Source organism: Kribbella sp. NPDC050281 (assembly GCF_040655855.1).
Taxonomy (GTDB): domain Bacteria; phylum Actinomycetota; class Actinomycetes; order Propionibacteriales; family Kribbellaceae; genus Kribbella.
Window position 1 is genome coordinate 1 of sequence record NZ_JBFAKS010000079.1, and the last position, 15,549, is coordinate 15,549.

Genomic DNA, 15,549 nt, shown 5'->3' on the forward strand with positions numbered 1-15,549 from the left:
TTCGATATCGCCCAGCCCGCTGCTGTTCTTCGTCACCGCGAGGCGTGCTGCCTTGCTGCCGGTCGACAGCTGAGCACACGGAAACGGCGGGTGGTCAGCCGTTCTGGGCGCGCTCGATGAACGCGACCGCGTCGCCGACGGTCTTGAGGTTCTTCACCTCGTCGTCGGGGATCTTCACGTCGAACTTCTCCTCGGCGGCCACCACGACCTCCACCATGGAGAGCGAGTCGACGTCGAGGTCGTCGGTGAAGGACTTGTCCAGCTGGACGTCCTCGACCGGGATGCCGGCGATCTCGTTCACGATCTCGGCGAGGTTGGAACGGATCTCTTCGGTGCTGGCCATCTTCTCGGTTTCCCTTTCGGATCTGCTGGGGCTACTTCAGCCGGGCCGGCCACCTGAGCCGCCCGGACAACATGGGGTACTACGGCACCCGGATGACCTGGCCGGCGTACACCAGGCCGGCGCCGAAGCCGATGACGAGCGCGAGGTCGCCGCTCCTGGCCTCGCCGGACTCGCGCATCGCGGTGATCGCCAGCGGGATCGAGGCGGCCGAGGTGTTGCCCTGCCGTTCGATGTCGCGGGCAACCTTCACGTGCGCGGGCAGCTTGAGTGCCCGCCGCATCGCGTCGGTGATCCGCATGTTCGCCTGATGTGGCACGAACAGGTCGAGGTCCTCGGCCTTCACGCCGGCCGCGTCAAGCGCCTGCTGGGCCGTCTTCGCCATCTCGAACGACGCCCACCGGAACACCGGGTTGCCGTCCATCGTGAGGTGCGGCCAGTTGGAACTGCCGACCGCCTCCGGCCACGACTCCTTCTGGCTGATCACCTGGTGCTGGGTTCCGTCGGATCCCCACACGACCGGGCCGATCCCCGGCTCGTCGGTCGGTCCGACCACCGCGGCACCAGCTCCGTCGGCGAAGATGAACGCCGTACCGCGGTCGGTCCGGTCGGTGATGTCGCTGAGTCGCTCGACCCCGATCGCCAGCACGTACTTCGCGCTGCCACCACGGACCAGGTCGTTGGCCATCGCGATGCCGTAGCAGAAGCCCGCGCAGGCGGCGGAGATGTCGAACGCGGCCGCGGTCGGCGCGCCCACCTCGACCGCGATCTGGGTCGCGATCGCCGGGGTCTGGTACAGGTGCGTGACGGTCGCGACGATGACGCAGCCGATCTGGGCCGGCTCGATCCCGGCGTCCTTCAGCGCGTCCCTGGCAGCGTTGACCGACATCATCAGGACGGTCTCGTCGTCGCTGGCCCAGCGGCGTTCCTTGATCCCGGACCTGGTCTGGATCCACTCGTCACTGGAGTCGATCTGCTCCAGGATCTCGGAGTTCGGTACGACGCGGCGCGGCCGGTACGACCCGATGCCAAGGACACCGGCGTACGCCGAACCCGTCGACGGGGTGATCGTCGTCATGAGCTGGCTCCGTTCGGGTGGAGGCGGACCAGCGGCTGCCCGGGGGCGACCGGGTCGCCTTCCTCGACGAGCCACTCGACCACAATGCCGCCGTGCGGCGCCTTGACGTCGAGCTCGTCGCGCAGGCTCTTCACCTTCGCGACGACCTCGCCGGCTTCGACCGTGTCACCGGACTCCCGGCGTACCTGCTCGGAGCGGGTGAAGGTGCCCTTCATTGGGGCGACCAACAGCCGCCAGGTCGGCGACGCGTCGATCTCGGACGGGCTGCCGTGCTTGTCCACGAACGCGCGGGCGTCGTCGAGCTGGTCGGGGGTCTTCAGCGCGAACGTCTCGACGCCCTTCAGCGCCCGCCTCGCGATACCGGTCAGCGTGCCGGCCGGCGGCAGCTCCAGGATGCCGGTCACCTCGAGGTCGGCCATCGTCTGCATGCACAGGTCCCAGCGGACCGGCGCGTTGACCTGGGTGACGAGCCGGCGGAGGACGTCCTGGCCGTCGTGCACGACCTGGCCGTCGCGGTTCGAGATCAGGCGGGTCCGCGGGTCGTGGGTGCTGATCGCGGTCGCGTACCCGGCCAGGGTCTGGACCGCGGGCTCCATGTGCTTGGTGTGGAACGCACCGGCCACCGACAGCGGGATCAGCCGGGTCTTGGCCGGCGGGTCCGCGGCGAGCGCGGCCAGCTCCTCGACCGTGCCGGCGGCGACGATCTGGCCGGGGCCGTTGTCGTTCGCGGGAGTCAGGCCGTACTCGGCCAGCTTGGCCAGCACCTCGTCCCGGTCGCCACCCAGGACGGCGGTCATCGAGGTGGCCGTCTGTGCGGCCGCGGCGGCCATCGCCTTGCCGCGCTCGCGGACCAGGACCATCGCCTGCTCGGCCGTGAGTACGCCGGTGCCGGCCGCCGCCGCGATCTCGCCGACACTGTGCCCGGCGACGGCGCCGACCTTGGTGAAGGCGTCGGCGGGTTGCGGGAACACGGCCAGCGCGGCCAGCAGGCTGGACGCGACCAGCAGCGGCTGCGCGATCGCGGTGTCCCGGATCGTGTCGGCGTCGGCCTGCGTGCCGTAGTGGCCGAGGTCGAGGCCGGCCACCGCGGAGAGCCAATGGAGCCGGCTCTCGAACACCGGGTCGGCCAGCCACGGCTCGAGGAAACCTGGGGTCTGGGCACCCTGACCGGGCGCGACGATGACGAGCACGTGACAACTCTCCCTGAGCCGGGCCGTCCGTGTCCCTGGAAGGGGCACGAATTCTACCGGGCCGACTTTGTAGGGATCCTACAAAACGTAGCTTCCGGGCTCGGGATTGAGCAGGCGGCCCAAGGCCAGTGCGACACGAAGTGTGAAAGCGTCTCGCGGGTTCAGCGGGTGGTAGCCCGTGAGCTCTGCCACACGCTTCAGCCGATACCGGACGGTATTGGCGTGGATGAACATCGCCCGGGCGGTCGCCTCGATCGAACCACCCGAGTCCAGGTACGTCGAAACGGTGTCGAGGAGTACACCATCCCCTACTGTGAGCGGGCCGTAGACGTCGGTGGCCAGTTGCCGGCGGGCATGGCCGTCTCCGGAGAGTGACCGTTCGGGCAGCAGTTCGTCGGCCAGGACCGGGCGTGGCGCGGCCGGCCAGGCGGGCGCCGCCCGGAGCCCGGCGACGGCCGCGCGGGCCGACGTCACGGCCGCCATCAGATCTTTCACGACCGGCCCGACGACGATCGGTCCGGGTCCGAACCAGTGGGCCAGCCTTTGTACGATCTCGACAGGATTGCTAGTACCACCGAGTACCACCACCAGCCGGTCGCCCTGCATCGCACACAGAGCGTCAGCGCCGGCCTCGCGGGCGGCGTACCGGACCGCGTCGGCGACGTTGGCGTTCCCCTCGCTGGCCGGAGCGCGACCGACGACCACGGCGATCTCGGCGGATCCCGACGTACCGGACGATCCGGTCCAGCCGAGGGCGGAGGCGCGGGAGCGGACCGAGTCGTCGGCCTCGCCGCGGATCACCGCGTCGACGACCAGGGCCTCCAGCCGGTCGTCCCAGGCGCCGCGCAACTCCGCAGCCTGCGCATAGACGGTGGCGGCCGCGAACGCGACCTCGCGGGCGTAGCGCTGCATCGCCTCGCGCACCACCGGTACGTCGTCGGGCGGCAACAGGTCGCCGATGGTGGTCTCGATCATCTCGATCGTGGTGCGGACCAGGTCGACGGTCTGGTGCAGTGAGATGACCCGGGTGAACTCCCTCGGCGCGGAGCCGAAGATCCGGGTCGGCATCGAGGGGTGCGCCTCGGGATCGCGGAACCAGTCGACGAACGTCGTGATGCCGGACTGCGCGACCAGCCCGATCCACGACCGGTCCTGTGCCGACAGCGTGCCGAACCACGGCAGTTGCTCGTCCATCGCCGCCATCGCCGCGGTGGCGAGCGCGCCGGTCTGGTTCTGCAACCGATCAGCCCGCGCGAGATGCGCCTTGGAACTCCGCTTCGCCACGTCCAGACCATAGCTCCCACGTCTTCGGCATGATGGGCCTATGACTGTGTTAATGCCACGCCTCCGGCGCGGCGGGTCATGGGGCTATGACTCCTGGCCTTCCCTCGTCACTCCGGTCGCTTCGCTCCCTGCACTCCTCAGTCCAGGCCAGGAGGCCCCATGACCGACAACGCGGGTGTGGCGGATGCGGTCGCGGCGCTGCGGGCGATCGGGTACTACCTGGAGCGCGACCAGCAGCCGACCCATCGGGTCAAGGCGTACCGGCGGGCGGCGGACACGATCGCCGCGTTGCCGCCCGCCGAGGTTCGCGCCCGTCGCCGGGCCGGCACGCTGACCGAGCTGGCCGGGATCGGGCCGAAGACCGAGGCCGTGATCGTGGAGGCGATGGACGGCGCCGCACCGTCGTACCTGGTCAAGCTCGAGGAGGCGGCCGGTGACCTGACGACGGCCGGCCGGGCGCTGCGAGCGGAGCTGAAGGCGGACCTGCACCTGCACTCGGAGTGGTCCGACGGCGGCAGCCCGATCGAGGAGATGGCACGTACGGCGCACCGCCTCGGGCACAAGTACATGGCGCTGACCGACCACTCGCCACGGCTCACCGTCGCGAACGGACTGTCCCGGGAACGGCGGCTGGAGCAGATCGAGGTCGTTGCCGAGCTCAACAAGAAGCTGAAGGACGAGCTGGACGGGTTCACGATCCTGAACGGGATCGAGGTGGACATCAACGAGGACGGCTCGCTGGACTGCGACAGCGAGATCCTGGCCCGGCTCGACGTGGTCGTCGCGAGCGTGCATTCCAAGCTGCGGATGGCATCCGAGCCGATGACCGAGCGGATGGTCCGCGCGGTCGCGAACCCGCACGTCGACATCCTCGGCCACTGCACCGGCCGCTTGGTCACCGGCGGCCGCGGTACCCGGCCGGAGTCCGAGTTCGACGCCGAGGTGGTCTTCGAGGCCTGCCGGCAGTTCGGCACGGCGGTCGAGATCAACTCCCGCCCCGAACGCCTCGACCCACCCAAACGCCTACTGACCCTCGCCGTCGAGATGGACTGCGTGTTCTCCGTCGACACCGACGCACACGCCCCCGGCCAGCTCGACTGGCAACCCTACGGCTGCGAGCGCGCCGAGGAATGCGGAGTACCCGCCGACCGAGTCATCAACACCTGGGACCAGCCCACCCTGCTGGACTGGACTCACTCCTGAGCGACGGGCATCCGGCGTAGATTGCTGGGTATGAGCGATCTGGAGAAGGACCCGGCGGAGGTGCTCTCGACCGGGGACGGTGAGGGGCCTGTGGTCGAGTTGCTCGAGGGCCGCGAGGTGGTGCTGGGGCGGTCGACGAAGGTACGGCGACTCCTGCCGAACAAGAACCGCCGGATGGTGGGTGCCTGGTGCTTCGTGGACCACTACGGGCCGGACGACATCACCCATCGGGTCGACTCGTACGACGTGCCAGGGGAGCGGGGGATGCTGGTCCCGCCGCATCCGCACACGAGTCTGCAGACAGTCAGCTGGCTGTTCGAGGGGGAGATCGAGCACCGCGACAGCGTCGGATCGCATGCCTACGTCCGGCCCGGTGAGCTCAACATCATGACCGCCGGCAACGGCATCGCCCACTCCGAGGTGTCGACGCCGACCGCGCCGCTCACCCTGCACGGCGCGCAGCTGTGGGTCGCGCTGCCCGACTCGGTGCGGTCCACGACTCCAGCGGCGTTCAACGCGTACGCCGACCTTCCCGAGCTAGAGCTCGACGGCGCCCGGGTCACCGTGATGATCGGCACCGTCGCCGGTGTCACCTCGCCGGCCCCGGCGTACACCCCGCTCGTCGGCGCGGACGTCACCGTCGAGCCCGGTCGCACACTGACCTTGCCGCTCACACCGTCCAACGAGTACGCCGTACTGATCGTGGACGGATCGCTCACGGTCGGGGACCTGACGCCCGGCTTCGGCGAGATGGTCTACCTCGGTGCCGGCCGGGAGTCGGTCAACGTGGTTGCCTCTGACAACGGTGTTCGCTTCCTGCTGCTCGGCGGCGAGCCGTTCGAGGAGCAACTGGTGATGTGGTGGAACTTCATCGGCCGTTCGCACGAGGAGATCGTCGCCGCCCGGGACGCCTGGCAGGCCGCGATCGGGGCCGGTGGCAACGACCGCTTCCTGATGGTGCCCGGGTACGACGGCGATCCGCTGCCGGCCCCGGCGTTGCCCGCTATCGCGCTGAAACCAAGGCCGCGGGCGCGCTGACCTGACGACGGCGGCGGTAGTACGCCCAGGTCAGGAGCAGGACCGACGGACCCCACAGTTGCAGCGGCGCGTAGCAGCTGATCATCAGCACGGCCGCGCCAGTGCTGCCGAACGGGATGAAGCTGTCGCTGAAGACGTCCCGGAAGCCGTAGGTCCAGATCGCGATCAATGCGAGCCCGCCGAGGATCGCCGGGATGATCGCGGCGTACGGCGCGACCCGGCGGCCGCCGATGAAGGGGATCCAGGCCGGCGCGACCTCGCCCCACCGTTTCACCAGACCGAAGGTGATCAGCGCGACCCCCTCGGCGAAGATCGTCAGGCAAACGACGTACAAGTGCTCCCCGAAGCCGCGCAGATGGGCCGGCTGGCCGGAATCGTCGAGCATCCCCATCGACGAGCCGGCGACCAGACCGAGACGCCACAGCCCGGACGGCAGTGTCATGAACGGGATCGCGTGGGCCAGGCCGTACGCCCACCGGGGAACAGGTCGCTCGGTTGTTTGTTTCACCCTTCGAGCATCCGGTCGTGGGCCGTCCAGGGACCTCACCCGCGGGAGTGAACCGGCTCCCTCCGGAGAACCTTTCAGAGCAGGTCGTGGTCGCGGGCGTACGCCGCCGCGGCGGTCCGGGACGGTACGTCGAGCTTGGTGAAGATGTTCGTCAGGTGCCGGGCGACAGTCTTGTCGCTGAGCACCAGTTGCTGCGCGATCTCCGCGTTGCTACGCCCCGCCGCGACCAAGCGCAGTACCTCGATCTCGCGGGCGGTGAGACCGCCCGTGCCGTCGCGGTGCAGCAGCCTCTCGACCTCCTGCCGGGTCGGGACCGCGCCGAGCTCACCGAGGCTGCGCCACGCGGACGTGAGCTCCGTCAGTGCCGACTCCTCGTCCTCGAGGAGCCGGAACGACCGCCCGATCAGCACCTTCGTCCGTGCGATCTCGTACGGCGCCTGAAGCGTGCTCCACAACCGCAACGCCTCCCGGGCCTGCGGCAAGGCCTGATCCGCATCGCCCCGCTCCAGTGCGACCAGGGCCAGGGAGTACGCCGCCGCCGCGCGCAACCCGGCACACCCGAATCCGGCGGCGATCCCGGCCAGTTCATCCGCGGCCGAGGCGGCTTCATCGACGGCTCCACCGGCCACCAGCACCTCGATGGCGGGTGCGAGCAGGCGCGACCGGTACACCGGTCCCATGGTCTCCGCGAGCAACCGCCGTACTGCCGCGACAGCCGCGGAGGTGCGGCCCCGGGCGAGCAGCAGCAGGGCGCGGCCCGGCTGAGGGTCGTAACCGAATCCGGCGGCCTCGTCGTAGGACCTCTCCGCGGCGGCCAGGTCGCCGAGAATCCGGTGAACGTCTCCACGCTCGCTCAGCGCGAGTCCGGCCGCGGCCTGGGCGCCCGACGACGCATAGCGCCGGCACGCGTCGTCGAACTCCTGCACCGCCTCGCCGTAGGCGCCGTGCAACCGCAGGATCTGCCCCCGATGGACGGCGCATTGGCCGGTGAAGGGCACCAGATCCGGCTGGGTGTCGCACCACCGGGTGAGTGCGGCTGTCCACGCCGCCGCGCGGGAGTAGTCCTGCACCTCCTGACAGCCTTCGATCATCGCGCAGTACACGTTGCCCGCGAAGATCGGCGACAGCTCACCGGCCGCGACCCCCACCATGGCTTCGTCGAGCATCGCGAGGCCCTCCGGCACGCGACCGGAGTACATCAGCATCCGGCCCTGGCAGACGAGGCCCTGGGCGAGCAGATCGGGTTCGCCGAACCGGCGGGCCACCTCGGTGATCTCGGCTCCGACGCGCAGCGCGCCCGCGAAGTCGCCCTGGTCGAGGCGGCGGTAGAAGTCGTGGACGAGGAGGTACCCGCGCTCGACCACGTCGCCCTGGTCCGCGAGCAGCCGCTCCGCCCGCGCGGCCCAGCCGAGGCCGATCGCGACCTCGCCGCGGGTGTTCAGCACCAGCGCCAGCCAGAAGGCGAGCCGGACCGCGCCCAGAACGTTGCCGTCGTCAACTTCGCGCCGGTACGCGCGCTGCAGCGAGCGGACACAGGAATCGTCGTCTCCGACCAGGTACGCGGCGGTGGCCAGCGTGAGCAGATCTCCGGCGCCCAGGTCGGGGGCGGACGACAGCCGGTCGTACGCCGTCGCCCAGTCCCGCCGGTCGAACGCCGCCCGGGCGCGCTCCAGATCCTCGACTATGCCCATCGCAGTCCCCTCCCCGCGAGGATGAACCCTCCGGTCACGCCGGGGCAAGACTCCGGACCGTGCCGGCCCGCGCCGCGATCCGTTTGGCCAGGAACGCCGCGTCCCGCCCGACGCCGGGAAGGGTCATGGACGCGAAGGCGTACTGGAAGCACAGGCCGCAGAAGAACAGGCCGGGTGCGTCCGCGGCGACCCCGCGCAGTTCCCGGGGCCAGCCGTCGGCACCGATCACCGCTCCGTCGATCCAGTCGAACACCTGCCGGAAGCCGGTGCACCAGATCACGTTCGTCACTCCCAGCACCTGGCCGTCGCCCAGCACCGGCAGCCCGGCCTCGACACCGGTGACCTTGCCGTGGACCCGCTCGACCCCTCGCGCGAGCAGGTCCGCCCGCTTGACCCGGATCATCGGGCCTCCGTGGAAGCGTCCGTGCTGCATGATCGTGTCGGAGTTCGGCAGCCTTCGGGTGACCAGGTGCCGCCCGACGAACAGGAAGACCGGCCAGAACAGCCGCTCACCCGGCTTGCCCGGCTTGACCGGGAGCTGACCGGGGTCGCGCCCGACCAGAATGGTCCGGTGTGTCTGCGCCACCTCGTACGCGATGTCGGTGCCCGAGTGTGATCCGCCGACTACCAGGACCGGTCCGGGCTTCAGTTGTCCCGGCCGGCGGTACTCGCTGGAGTGCAGTTGCCGGATCGCCGGGTCCAGGTCGACGGCGAAGTCCGGCAGGCTGGGCGTCCGTCCGAACGTGCCGGTCGCCACGACCACGTTGTCGGCCACGATCCGCTCGTCGCCGATGACCACAGTCCAGCGGCCGTCGTGGCGTTCGAGGCGGTCCACCCGGGTGCTGTTCCGGATCGGCAACGAGAAGTGAGCGGCGTACGACTCGAGGTAGTCGGCGACCTCGTCCTTGCCTGGATACGACCAGGGCTTGCCCGGGAACGGGAGTCCCGGCAGACCGTCGTACTTGGTCGGTGTGTAGAGCCGGAGGGTGTCCCACTGGGCCCGCCACTGGTCGCCGACCCGGGCGTTGCCGTCCAGGATGACGAAGGACCGGCCGAGTTTCTGCAGGTGGTACCCGGTCGCGAGGCCGGCCTGCCCGGCGCCGATGACAACCGTTTCGATCGTGCTGTTCATGCGAGTCTCCGCTCGTTCTCCAACGACGCTGTCGGGACGACGCCGCGCCGAAGCGGGCGGAAGCGCAGCCACCACAGCAGCATCAGCGCGGACGTCACGACGTAGAAGCCGTGCAGGGCCCAGATCGGACCCGCCGGCAGATGCACCACGTAGATGCTGTGGACGGCGTTGCCGACGTTGGCCAGGACGAGGTTCGCCGGACTGTACGACTCCAGGTCGTGGGTCCGGAGCGCCTTGACCACCATCGGCAGCACGCTCGACGCGAAGAGGATGGTGGACACCGTCCCCGCGAGAAGAGCAACGCTTGCGCCAGTCATGTCACCGACGGTAGGGATCGCGCCTCGTCCACCGCGTCGGACGGAATACGCAACTCCCGCGCGGGCCGGCCTACGACGTTTGTCGTACGCCGGATCGCGACACGAATGAGCTGCCTTTACTCCCGGATCAGAGCTTGATCCAGTAGCGGCGGGTGGTTCCGAGCCAGGTCTCGCGGATGTCTTCCAACTCGCCGCCGTTGCGCTCGATCGTCTTCGCGGACGCCACGTTGTCGTCGTCGCAGGTGATCAGTACCCGGTCGATCCCGCGCGTCCGCGCCCGGCCGAGGACCTGGCCGAGCGCCCACGAGGCCAGACCGCGACGCCGGGCCGACGGCCGGATGCCGTAGCCGATGTGCCCGCCACCCTCGAGCAGCTTGGCGTTCAGGGCGTGCCGGAGCGAGATCGCGCCGAGGTAGTTGCCGTCCTCAACGATCCACCAGTACGTCGCGTGCACCCGGTCGGGCGGGAGCTCGACGGACTCGTCGCTCTGCTGCCGCAGCCGTTCGACCCACTCGGCGAACCCCGCGACTGTGGTCAGATCGCTGGCCTCCCACACTCCGGCGCCGTCCTGGGACGCGGTGCCCCACTCGCGCGAGGACTCCAGCCAGGAGTCACGGAGGTCGACGGTCGGCTCGATCAGTTCAGGCATGGCTCCGAGGGTAGGACAACGAGAGCCGCCTCTCCCGGGAATTTCGGGAGAGGCGGCTCTGGTGGACTGAGCCCGGCGTCAGGCGCCGGCGCCCTCCTGCTTCACGCCGGCGACCGCGGTCGGGTCGTCGATCCGGTACTTGCGGGCCGCCTCGGCGGCGACCTCCGGCTTCACGTCGCCCCGCTTGGCCAGGATCTCCAGTGCGGCCACGACGATCGACTCGGCGTCCACCTGGAAGTGGCGCCTGGCCGCCGCCCGGGTGTCGGCCAGACCCCAGCCGTCGGTGCCGAGCGAGGTGTAGTCGTTCGGGACCCAGCGGGAGATCTGGTCCTGCACCGCGCGCATGTAGTCGCTGACCGCGACCACCGGGCCCTTGGTGTCCTTCAACTGCTCGGTGATGAACGGCACCCGCTCCGGCTCCTCCGGGTGGAGCAGGTTGTGCTCCTCGGCGGCGACGGCGTCGCGGCGCAGTTCGTTCCACGACGTCACCGACCAGATGTCGGCGGCCACGGAGTACTGCTCGGCCAGGATGTCCTGGGCCTTGCGCACCCACGGCAGCGCGACGCCGGACGCGAGCAGTTGCACCCGCGGTACGTCGTCGCCCTCGGCGGTCTCGTACTCGTGGAAGCGGTACATGCCCTTCAGCAGTGCCGCGACGTCGAGGTTCTCCGGCTCGGCCGGCTGGGGGACCGGCTCGTTGTACACGGTGAGGTAGTAGAAGACGTCCTCACCGAAGGGCTTGTCCTTGTCCAGGCCGTAGCCGTACATCCGGCGCAGCCCGTCCTTGACGATGTGCGCGACCTCGTAGGCGAAGCCCGGGTCGTAGTGCACCGCCGCCGGGTTGGTCGACGCGAGCAGCGGCGAGTGACCGTCCGCGTGCTGCAGCCCCTCACCGGTCAGCGTCGTACGCCCGGCCGTCGCGCCGATCAGGAAGCCCCGGCCGAGCTGGTCACCGAAGGCCCACTGGAAGTCGCCGGTCCGCTGGAACCCGAACATCGAGTAGAAGATGTAGAACGGGATCATCGGTTCGCCGTGCGTCGCGTACGCCGTACCGGCCGCGATCACCGAGCCCATCGCGCCGGCCTCGCTGATGCCCTCGTGCAGCAGCTGGCCCTGCTCGGACTCCTTCCACGACAGCAGCAGGTTGCGGTCGACGGCCTCGTAGGTCTGCCCGTGCGGCGAGTAGATCTTGGCCGTCGGGAACATCGAGTCCATGCCGAACGTGCGGTACTCGTCCGGGGCGATCGGGACGATCCGGTGCCCGATCTCCGGGTCCTTCATCAGGTCCCGGAACAGCCGGACCAGGGCCATCGTGGTGGCGATGGGGGTGTTGTTGCCCTTGCTGAGCGGCTTGTACACCTCGTCGGCCGGCAGCTTCAGCGAGGTCTTCGGCGCCACCCGCCGCTGCGGCAGCGAACCGCCGAGCTGCTTGCGCCGCTCCATCATGTACTGGTATTCCGCCGAGTCGGTGCCGGGGTGGAAGTACGGCGGGTTGTAGGCGTCCTCGAGGTCCTTGTCCTCGATCGGCAGGTAGAGCCGGTCCCGGAACGCCTTCAGGTCGTCCGAGGTCAGCTTCTTCATCTGGTGGGTCGCGTTGCGGCCCTCCAGCGCCTCGATCGTCCAGCCCTTGATGGTCTGGGCCAGGATCACCGTCGGCTGCCCGACATGCTCGGTGGCGCTCTTGAACGCGGCGTACACCTTGCGGTAGTCGTGGCCGCCGCGGGGCAGCTTGCGCAGGTCGTCGTCGGACAGCGTGCTGACCATCTGCTGCAGCCGCTGGTCGCCGCCGAAGAAGTTGTTCCGGATGTACTCACCGGACTCGACCGAGTAGGTCTGGAACTGGCCGTCCGGCGTGGTGTTCATCTTGTTCACCAGCGCGCCGTCGTGGTCCTGCGCCAGCAGCGCGTCCCACTCGCGGCCCCAGATCACCTTGATCACGTTCCAGCCGGCGCCGCGGAAGAACGCCTCCAGCTCCTGGATGACCTTGCCGTTGCCGCGGACCGGTCCGTCCAGCTGCTGCAGGTTGCAGTTGATCACGAAGGTGAGGTTGTCCAGCTCCTCGCGGGCGGCCAGGCCGATCGCGCCGAGCGACTCCGGCTCACCCATCTCGCCGTCACCGAGGAAGGTCCAGACGTGCTGCTGGCTGGTGTCCTTGATGCCGCGGTGGTGCAGGTACCGGTTGAAGCGGGCCTGGTAGATCGAGTTCAGCGCGGCCAGCCCCATCGAGACGGTCGGGAACTCCCAGAAGTCCGGCATCAACCGGGGGTGCGGGTACGACGACAGTCCGTTGTGCGGACCGCGGGAGACCTCCTGGCGGAAGCCGTCCAGCTGGTCGGCGCTCAACCGGCCCTCGAGGAAGGCCCGCGCGTACATCCCGGGGGAGGCGTGGCCCTGGATGAAGATCTGGTCACCGCCGCCGGGGTGGTCCTTGCCGCGGAAGAAGTGGTTGAAACCGACCTCGTACAGGCTGGCCGCGGACTGGTAGGTGGCGATGTGGCCGCCGACCTCGAGGCCCTTGCGGTTGGCCTTGCTCACCATCACCGCGGCGTTCCAGCGGATGAAGGCCCGGATCCGGCGCTCGATGTGCTCGTCGCCGGGGAACCACGGCTCCCGCTCGGGCGGGATCGAGTTGATGTAGTCGGTGCTCCGCAGCGCGGGCACCCCCACCTGTCGCTCCCGGGCCCGCTCGATCAGCTTGAGCATGAGGTAGCGTGCTCGCGCCTTGCCCCGTTCGTCCAGGACCGCGTCGAGCGATTCGACCCACTCGCGTGTCTCGTCGGGGTCGATGTCGGGGAGCTGGGTGGGCATCCCCTCGGTGATGATGGCTGGTGGTTCGTGTCCGGAAGCCACGGTGTCCTGCCGTTCTCTCTGGTTGTCTTCACCGCAATCCTGTCACCTGTTCGGAATGCGTTCTACTTCGCCTTCCACAGGGGCACGATTCCGGTTGTGCACGCGTGATCTGAGCGGACACGGACTGTACCCGCCACGCGGATACCGGACACGTCACGGAACCCTCGTGCATACTTGCGCGACGCGGTACGTCACGATGGACTATCGCTACTGACGCCTACCCCCGGGCAAGCGGGGACCACGGAGGAGGACACGTGAGCGCGACCGCGGACCACGCGGACGGCAACAGCGGTGTGCCGAACATGGCGTCCCGGCTCGGCCTCGAGGCCGGCTGGGTCGTGCAGGAGATCGGGTACGACGAGGACTGCGACGACGCGTTCCGCGATGCGATCAAAGCGATCACCGGCGAGGAGTTCGTCGACGAGGACACCGACGAGGTCGTGGACGTCGTACTGCTCTGGTTCCGCGAGGAGGACGGCGACCTGGTCGACGCGTTCTTCGACATCCTCACCGACCTGAAGGCCGGCGGAGTCGTGTGGCTGCTGACGCCGAAGGTCGGCCGTGACGGGTACGTCGAGACCAGTGACATCGCCGAGGCGGCTCCGGTCGCCGGGCTGTCCACCACCAGCACCCTGAGCGTGACCGACGACTGGTCGGCCACCAAGCTCGTGGTGCCGAAATCCGGCCGCCGGGGATGACGCGAGGGTGACCCCTGCCGTCGGCAGCCGGGCCCCGGACTTCACAGCCCGCAACCAGCACGGCGAACAGATCCGGCTCAGCGACTACGCCGGCCGGAGCGACGTCGTACTGGTGTTCTATCCGTACGCCTTCAGTGGGGTCTGCACGAGCGAGTTGGCTGCGCTGCGTGACCGGCCGGACCTGCTGTCGGCGGCGGAGTTCCTGGCGATCTCGTGCGACCCGATGTTCACCTTGCGGGCGTACGCCGACGCCCAGAGGCTCGAGTTCGGTCTGCTCACCGACTTCTGGCCACACGGCGCGATCGCCTCGTCGTACGGCGTCTTCGATCCCGAGCGTGGTTGTGCTCTGCGGGGCACGTTCGTGGTGGACCGGGCAGGGATCGTCCGGTGGTCGGTCGTGAACCCGATCCCGGAGGCCCGCAACGTCGACGACTACTCCCGGGCGTTGGCAACTCTGGGCCACGACCTCGGGTAGACTGCGCCGGTCGTTTGATCCACAGCGGGCGGATAGCTCAGCGGTAGAGCGCTTCCCTTACAAGGAAGATGTCGGGGGTTCGATCCCCTCTTCGCCCACCTGAATTCTTTACGCTCCGTTATCTTATGCATTCCGCTCCAGACCAGTATGCTGCGCCAGGATCCCGAGGGGGCTCGGGGATAACTGGAGGGGAATACATGTCTCAGCACGCGCCAAACAGCCGTGTCCGGAAACTCGTGCGGAACCGCCACGTACGCCGTTACGCCGCGCCCGCGGTGCTCACGGCCGCCTTGGTCGGGGTCGCCGTGATTCCGTCGGCTACCGCCGCGTCGACCGTTCCGGCCAACAGCGTCGGCTCGGCCCAGATCATCAACGGCGGCGTCTGGGGTGGCGACATCCACGACAACACGATCGCGGAAACCAAGCTCGGATGGGACCTGCGCCAGAAGATCGCGAAGAGCGGCGGTCGAGGCCCGGCCGGGCCCGCCGGCCCGGCTGGCCCTGCTGGCCCTGCTGGACCTGCTGGGAAGCCCGGCGATCCGGCGACCGACGTGCTCGGCAAGGAAGGTGTCTCGGACACCCTCGGCCCGAAGGTGATCGCGAACATCGGTGGTTCGTTCAAGACGCAGAAGACGAAGGTCGGGGAGATCACGCTGCAGCCGGGCAAGTGGCTGCTGAACGCGTCGGCGTTCTTCGCGCGCACGGAGGCCGGCGTCGCCGGCACCCGGCCGCAGCTGGCGCTGCGCGTGGGCGCTTCGGAGACGGCGTTCGGGGACGACTACGGCACGATCCTGGGTGCCGAGATCTCGCCGGCGAAGGACCGTGAGCTGACTGGCTCGACCGTCAAGGTCGTGAAGGTGTCCGAGGCGACGAAGGTCGAGGTCTTCGGGTTCGGCTACAACGACGACGGCAGCTCCGCCGGTGGCGGTCAGATCACCGTGACTGCTGACGTAGTTGCGGTCCGCATCGGCTGAGCTCTTCGCTCAGCGAACGTTCCGCCGGCTACGGACATGGTGGTTCCGGGGTCACGCTGTCCTGGGGTTGCGCGGACGAGGTCTTCGGGCTTGTCCAGGGAATCTGACCGGCCGATCATCCT

At 69.2% G+C, this 15,549-nt stretch carries 15 protein-coding genes and 1 tRNA gene; 6 read left to right on the plus strand and 10 right to left on the minus strand.

Annotated features, from left to right (window positions below; genetic code table 11):
* Window positions 1-94: 94 nt before the first annotated feature.
* From AB0I34_RS43295 to AB0I34_RS43310, 4 genes are all read right to left on the minus strand, one after another.
* Window positions 95-343, minus strand: coding sequence for an acyl carrier protein (locus AB0I34_RS43295; protein WP_130446978.1), 249 nt, complete (start codon window positions 341-343; stop codon window positions 95-97).
* Between the two features lie 79 nt (window positions 344-422).
* On the minus strand, window positions 423-1,418 hold the full coding sequence (locus tag AB0I34_RS43300) for a beta-ketoacyl-ACP synthase III (protein WP_360458299.1): 996 nt from the start codon (window positions 1,416-1,418) through the stop codon (window positions 423-425).
* Window positions 1,415-2,608, minus strand: coding sequence for an acyltransferase domain-containing protein (locus AB0I34_RS43305; protein ID WP_360458302.1), 1,194 nt, complete (start codon window positions 2,606-2,608; stop codon window positions 1,415-1,417). The genes AB0I34_RS43300 and AB0I34_RS43305 overlap by 4 nt, the downstream gene beginning before the upstream one ends.
* A gap of 78 nt (window positions 2,609-2,686) precedes the next feature.
* Entirely contained in the window at window positions 2,687-3,892 is a 1,206-nt protein-coding gene (locus AB0I34_RS43310) for a helix-turn-helix domain-containing protein (protein WP_360458305.1), read from the minus strand.
* Between the two features lie 159 nt (window positions 3,893-4,051).
* On the opposite strand from AB0I34_RS43310, the gene AB0I34_RS43315 reads away from it, so the two are divergent.
* Both AB0I34_RS43315 and AB0I34_RS43320 read left to right on the plus strand, forming a co-directional pair.
* On the plus strand, window positions 4,052-5,095 hold the full coding sequence (locus AB0I34_RS43315) for a PHP domain-containing protein (protein WP_360458308.1): 1,044 nt from the start codon (window positions 4,052-4,054) through the stop codon (window positions 5,093-5,095).
* Window positions 5,096-5,125: 30 nt separating this feature from the next.
* Window positions 5,126-6,133, plus strand: coding sequence for a pirin family protein (locus tag AB0I34_RS43320; RefSeq protein ID WP_360458311.1), 1,008 nt, complete (start codon window positions 5,126-5,128; stop codon window positions 6,131-6,133).
* Here AB0I34_RS43320 and AB0I34_RS43325 read toward each other — a convergent pair.
* From AB0I34_RS43325 to aceE, 6 genes are all read right to left on the minus strand, one after another.
* The gene (locus AB0I34_RS43325; RefSeq protein ID WP_360458314.1) at window positions 6,099-6,641 is read right to left on the minus strand and encodes a hypothetical protein; all 543 of its coding nucleotides are present in this window, start codon (window positions 6,639-6,641) and stop codon (window positions 6,099-6,101) included. The two genes, AB0I34_RS43320 and AB0I34_RS43325, sit on opposite strands and share 35 nt — an antisense overlap.
* Before the next feature lie 74 nt (window positions 6,642-6,715).
* Window positions 6,716-8,332, minus strand: a complete 1,617-nt coding sequence (locus tag AB0I34_RS43330) for a LuxR C-terminal-related transcriptional regulator (protein WP_360458317.1) — start codon at window positions 8,330-8,332, stop codon at window positions 6,716-6,718.
* A 34-nt stretch (window positions 8,333-8,366) separates the two neighbouring features.
* Complete coding sequence (locus AB0I34_RS43335; protein WP_360458320.1) at window positions 8,367-9,464, minus strand: NAD(P)-binding domain-containing protein; 1,098 nt, start codon at window positions 9,462-9,464, stop codon at window positions 8,367-8,369.
* A complete protein-coding gene (locus tag AB0I34_RS43340) occupies window positions 9,461-9,781 on the minus strand; it encodes a hypothetical protein (protein ID WP_360458323.1) in 321 nt (106 codons plus the stop codon). The genes AB0I34_RS43335 and AB0I34_RS43340 overlap by 4 nt, the downstream gene beginning before the upstream one ends.
* Before the next feature lie 127 nt (window positions 9,782-9,908).
* Complete coding sequence (locus tag AB0I34_RS43345) at window positions 9,909-10,430, minus strand: GNAT family N-acetyltransferase (protein ID WP_360458326.1); 522 nt, start codon at window positions 10,428-10,430, stop codon at window positions 9,909-9,911.
* A 78-nt stretch (window positions 10,431-10,508) separates the two neighbouring features.
* Window positions 10,509-13,238 (minus strand): pyruvate dehydrogenase (acetyl-transferring), homodimeric type, encoded by a 2,730-nt coding sequence (aceE, locus tag AB0I34_RS43350; protein WP_360458338.1) that lies wholly within the window; start codon window positions 13,236-13,238, stop codon window positions 10,509-10,511.
* A gap of 296 nt (window positions 13,239-13,534) precedes the next feature.
* Between aceE and AB0I34_RS43355 the strand changes: the two genes are divergently transcribed.
* The 4 genes from AB0I34_RS43355 (at window position 13,535) to AB0I34_RS43370 (ending at window position 15,427) form a co-directional block, all read left to right on the plus strand.
* Window positions 13,535-13,978, plus strand: coding sequence for a DUF3052 domain-containing protein (locus tag AB0I34_RS43355; RefSeq protein ID WP_360458329.1), 444 nt, complete (start codon window positions 13,535-13,537; stop codon window positions 13,976-13,978).
* A 7-nt stretch (window positions 13,979-13,985) separates the two neighbouring features.
* Complete coding sequence (locus AB0I34_RS43360; RefSeq protein ID WP_360458332.1) at window positions 13,986-14,453, plus strand: peroxiredoxin; 468 nt, start codon at window positions 13,986-13,988, stop codon at window positions 14,451-14,453.
* A 26-nt stretch (window positions 14,454-14,479) separates the two neighbouring features.
* A tRNA-Val gene (locus AB0I34_RS43365) sits at window positions 14,480-14,551 on the plus strand.
* Between the two features lie 138 nt (window positions 14,552-14,689).
* Window positions 14,690-15,427 carry a hypothetical protein gene (locus AB0I34_RS43370; protein WP_360458335.1) on the plus strand — a complete coding sequence of 246 codons (738 nt, stop codon included), beginning with the start codon at window positions 14,690-14,692 and terminating at the stop codon, window positions 15,425-15,427.
* Window positions 15,428-15,549 lie beyond the last annotated feature (122 nt).

Excerpts from the sequence above, each read along its gene's own strand:
- AB0I34_RS43330 (WP_360458317.1), bottom strand. The coding sequence starts at position 8,332 with ATGGGCATAGTCGAGGATCTGGAGCGCGCCCGGGCGGCGTTCGACCGG.
- AB0I34_RS43300 (WP_360458299.1), bottom strand. The coding sequence starts at position 1,418 with ATGACGACGATCACCCCGTCGACGGGTTCGGCGTACGCCGGTGTCCTT.
- AB0I34_RS43340 (WP_360458323.1), bottom strand. The coding sequence starts at position 9,781 with ATGACTGGCGCAAGCGTTGCTCTTCTCGCGGGGACGGTGTCCACCATC.
- AB0I34_RS43345 (WP_360458326.1), bottom strand. The coding sequence starts at position 10,430 with ATGCCTGAACTGATCGAGCCGACCGTCGACCTCCGTGACTCCTGGCTG.
- AB0I34_RS43320 (WP_360458311.1), top strand. The coding sequence starts at position 5,126 with ATGAGCGATCTGGAGAAGGACCCGGCGGAGGTGCTCTCGACCGGGGAC.
- AB0I34_RS43295 (WP_130446978.1), bottom strand. The coding sequence starts at position 343 with ATGGCCAGCACCGAAGAGATCCGTTCCAACCTCGCCGAGATCGTGAAC.
- AB0I34_RS43315 (WP_360458308.1), top strand. The coding sequence starts at position 4,052 with ATGACCGACAACGCGGGTGTGGCGGATGCGGTCGCGGCGCTGCGGGCG.
- AB0I34_RS43335 (WP_360458320.1), bottom strand. The coding sequence starts at position 9,464 with ATGAACAGCACGATCGAAACGGTTGTCATCGGCGCCGGGCAGGCCGGC.
- aceE (WP_360458338.1), bottom strand. The coding sequence starts at position 13,238 with ATGCCCACCCAGCTCCCCGACATCGACCCCGACGAGACACGCGAGTGG.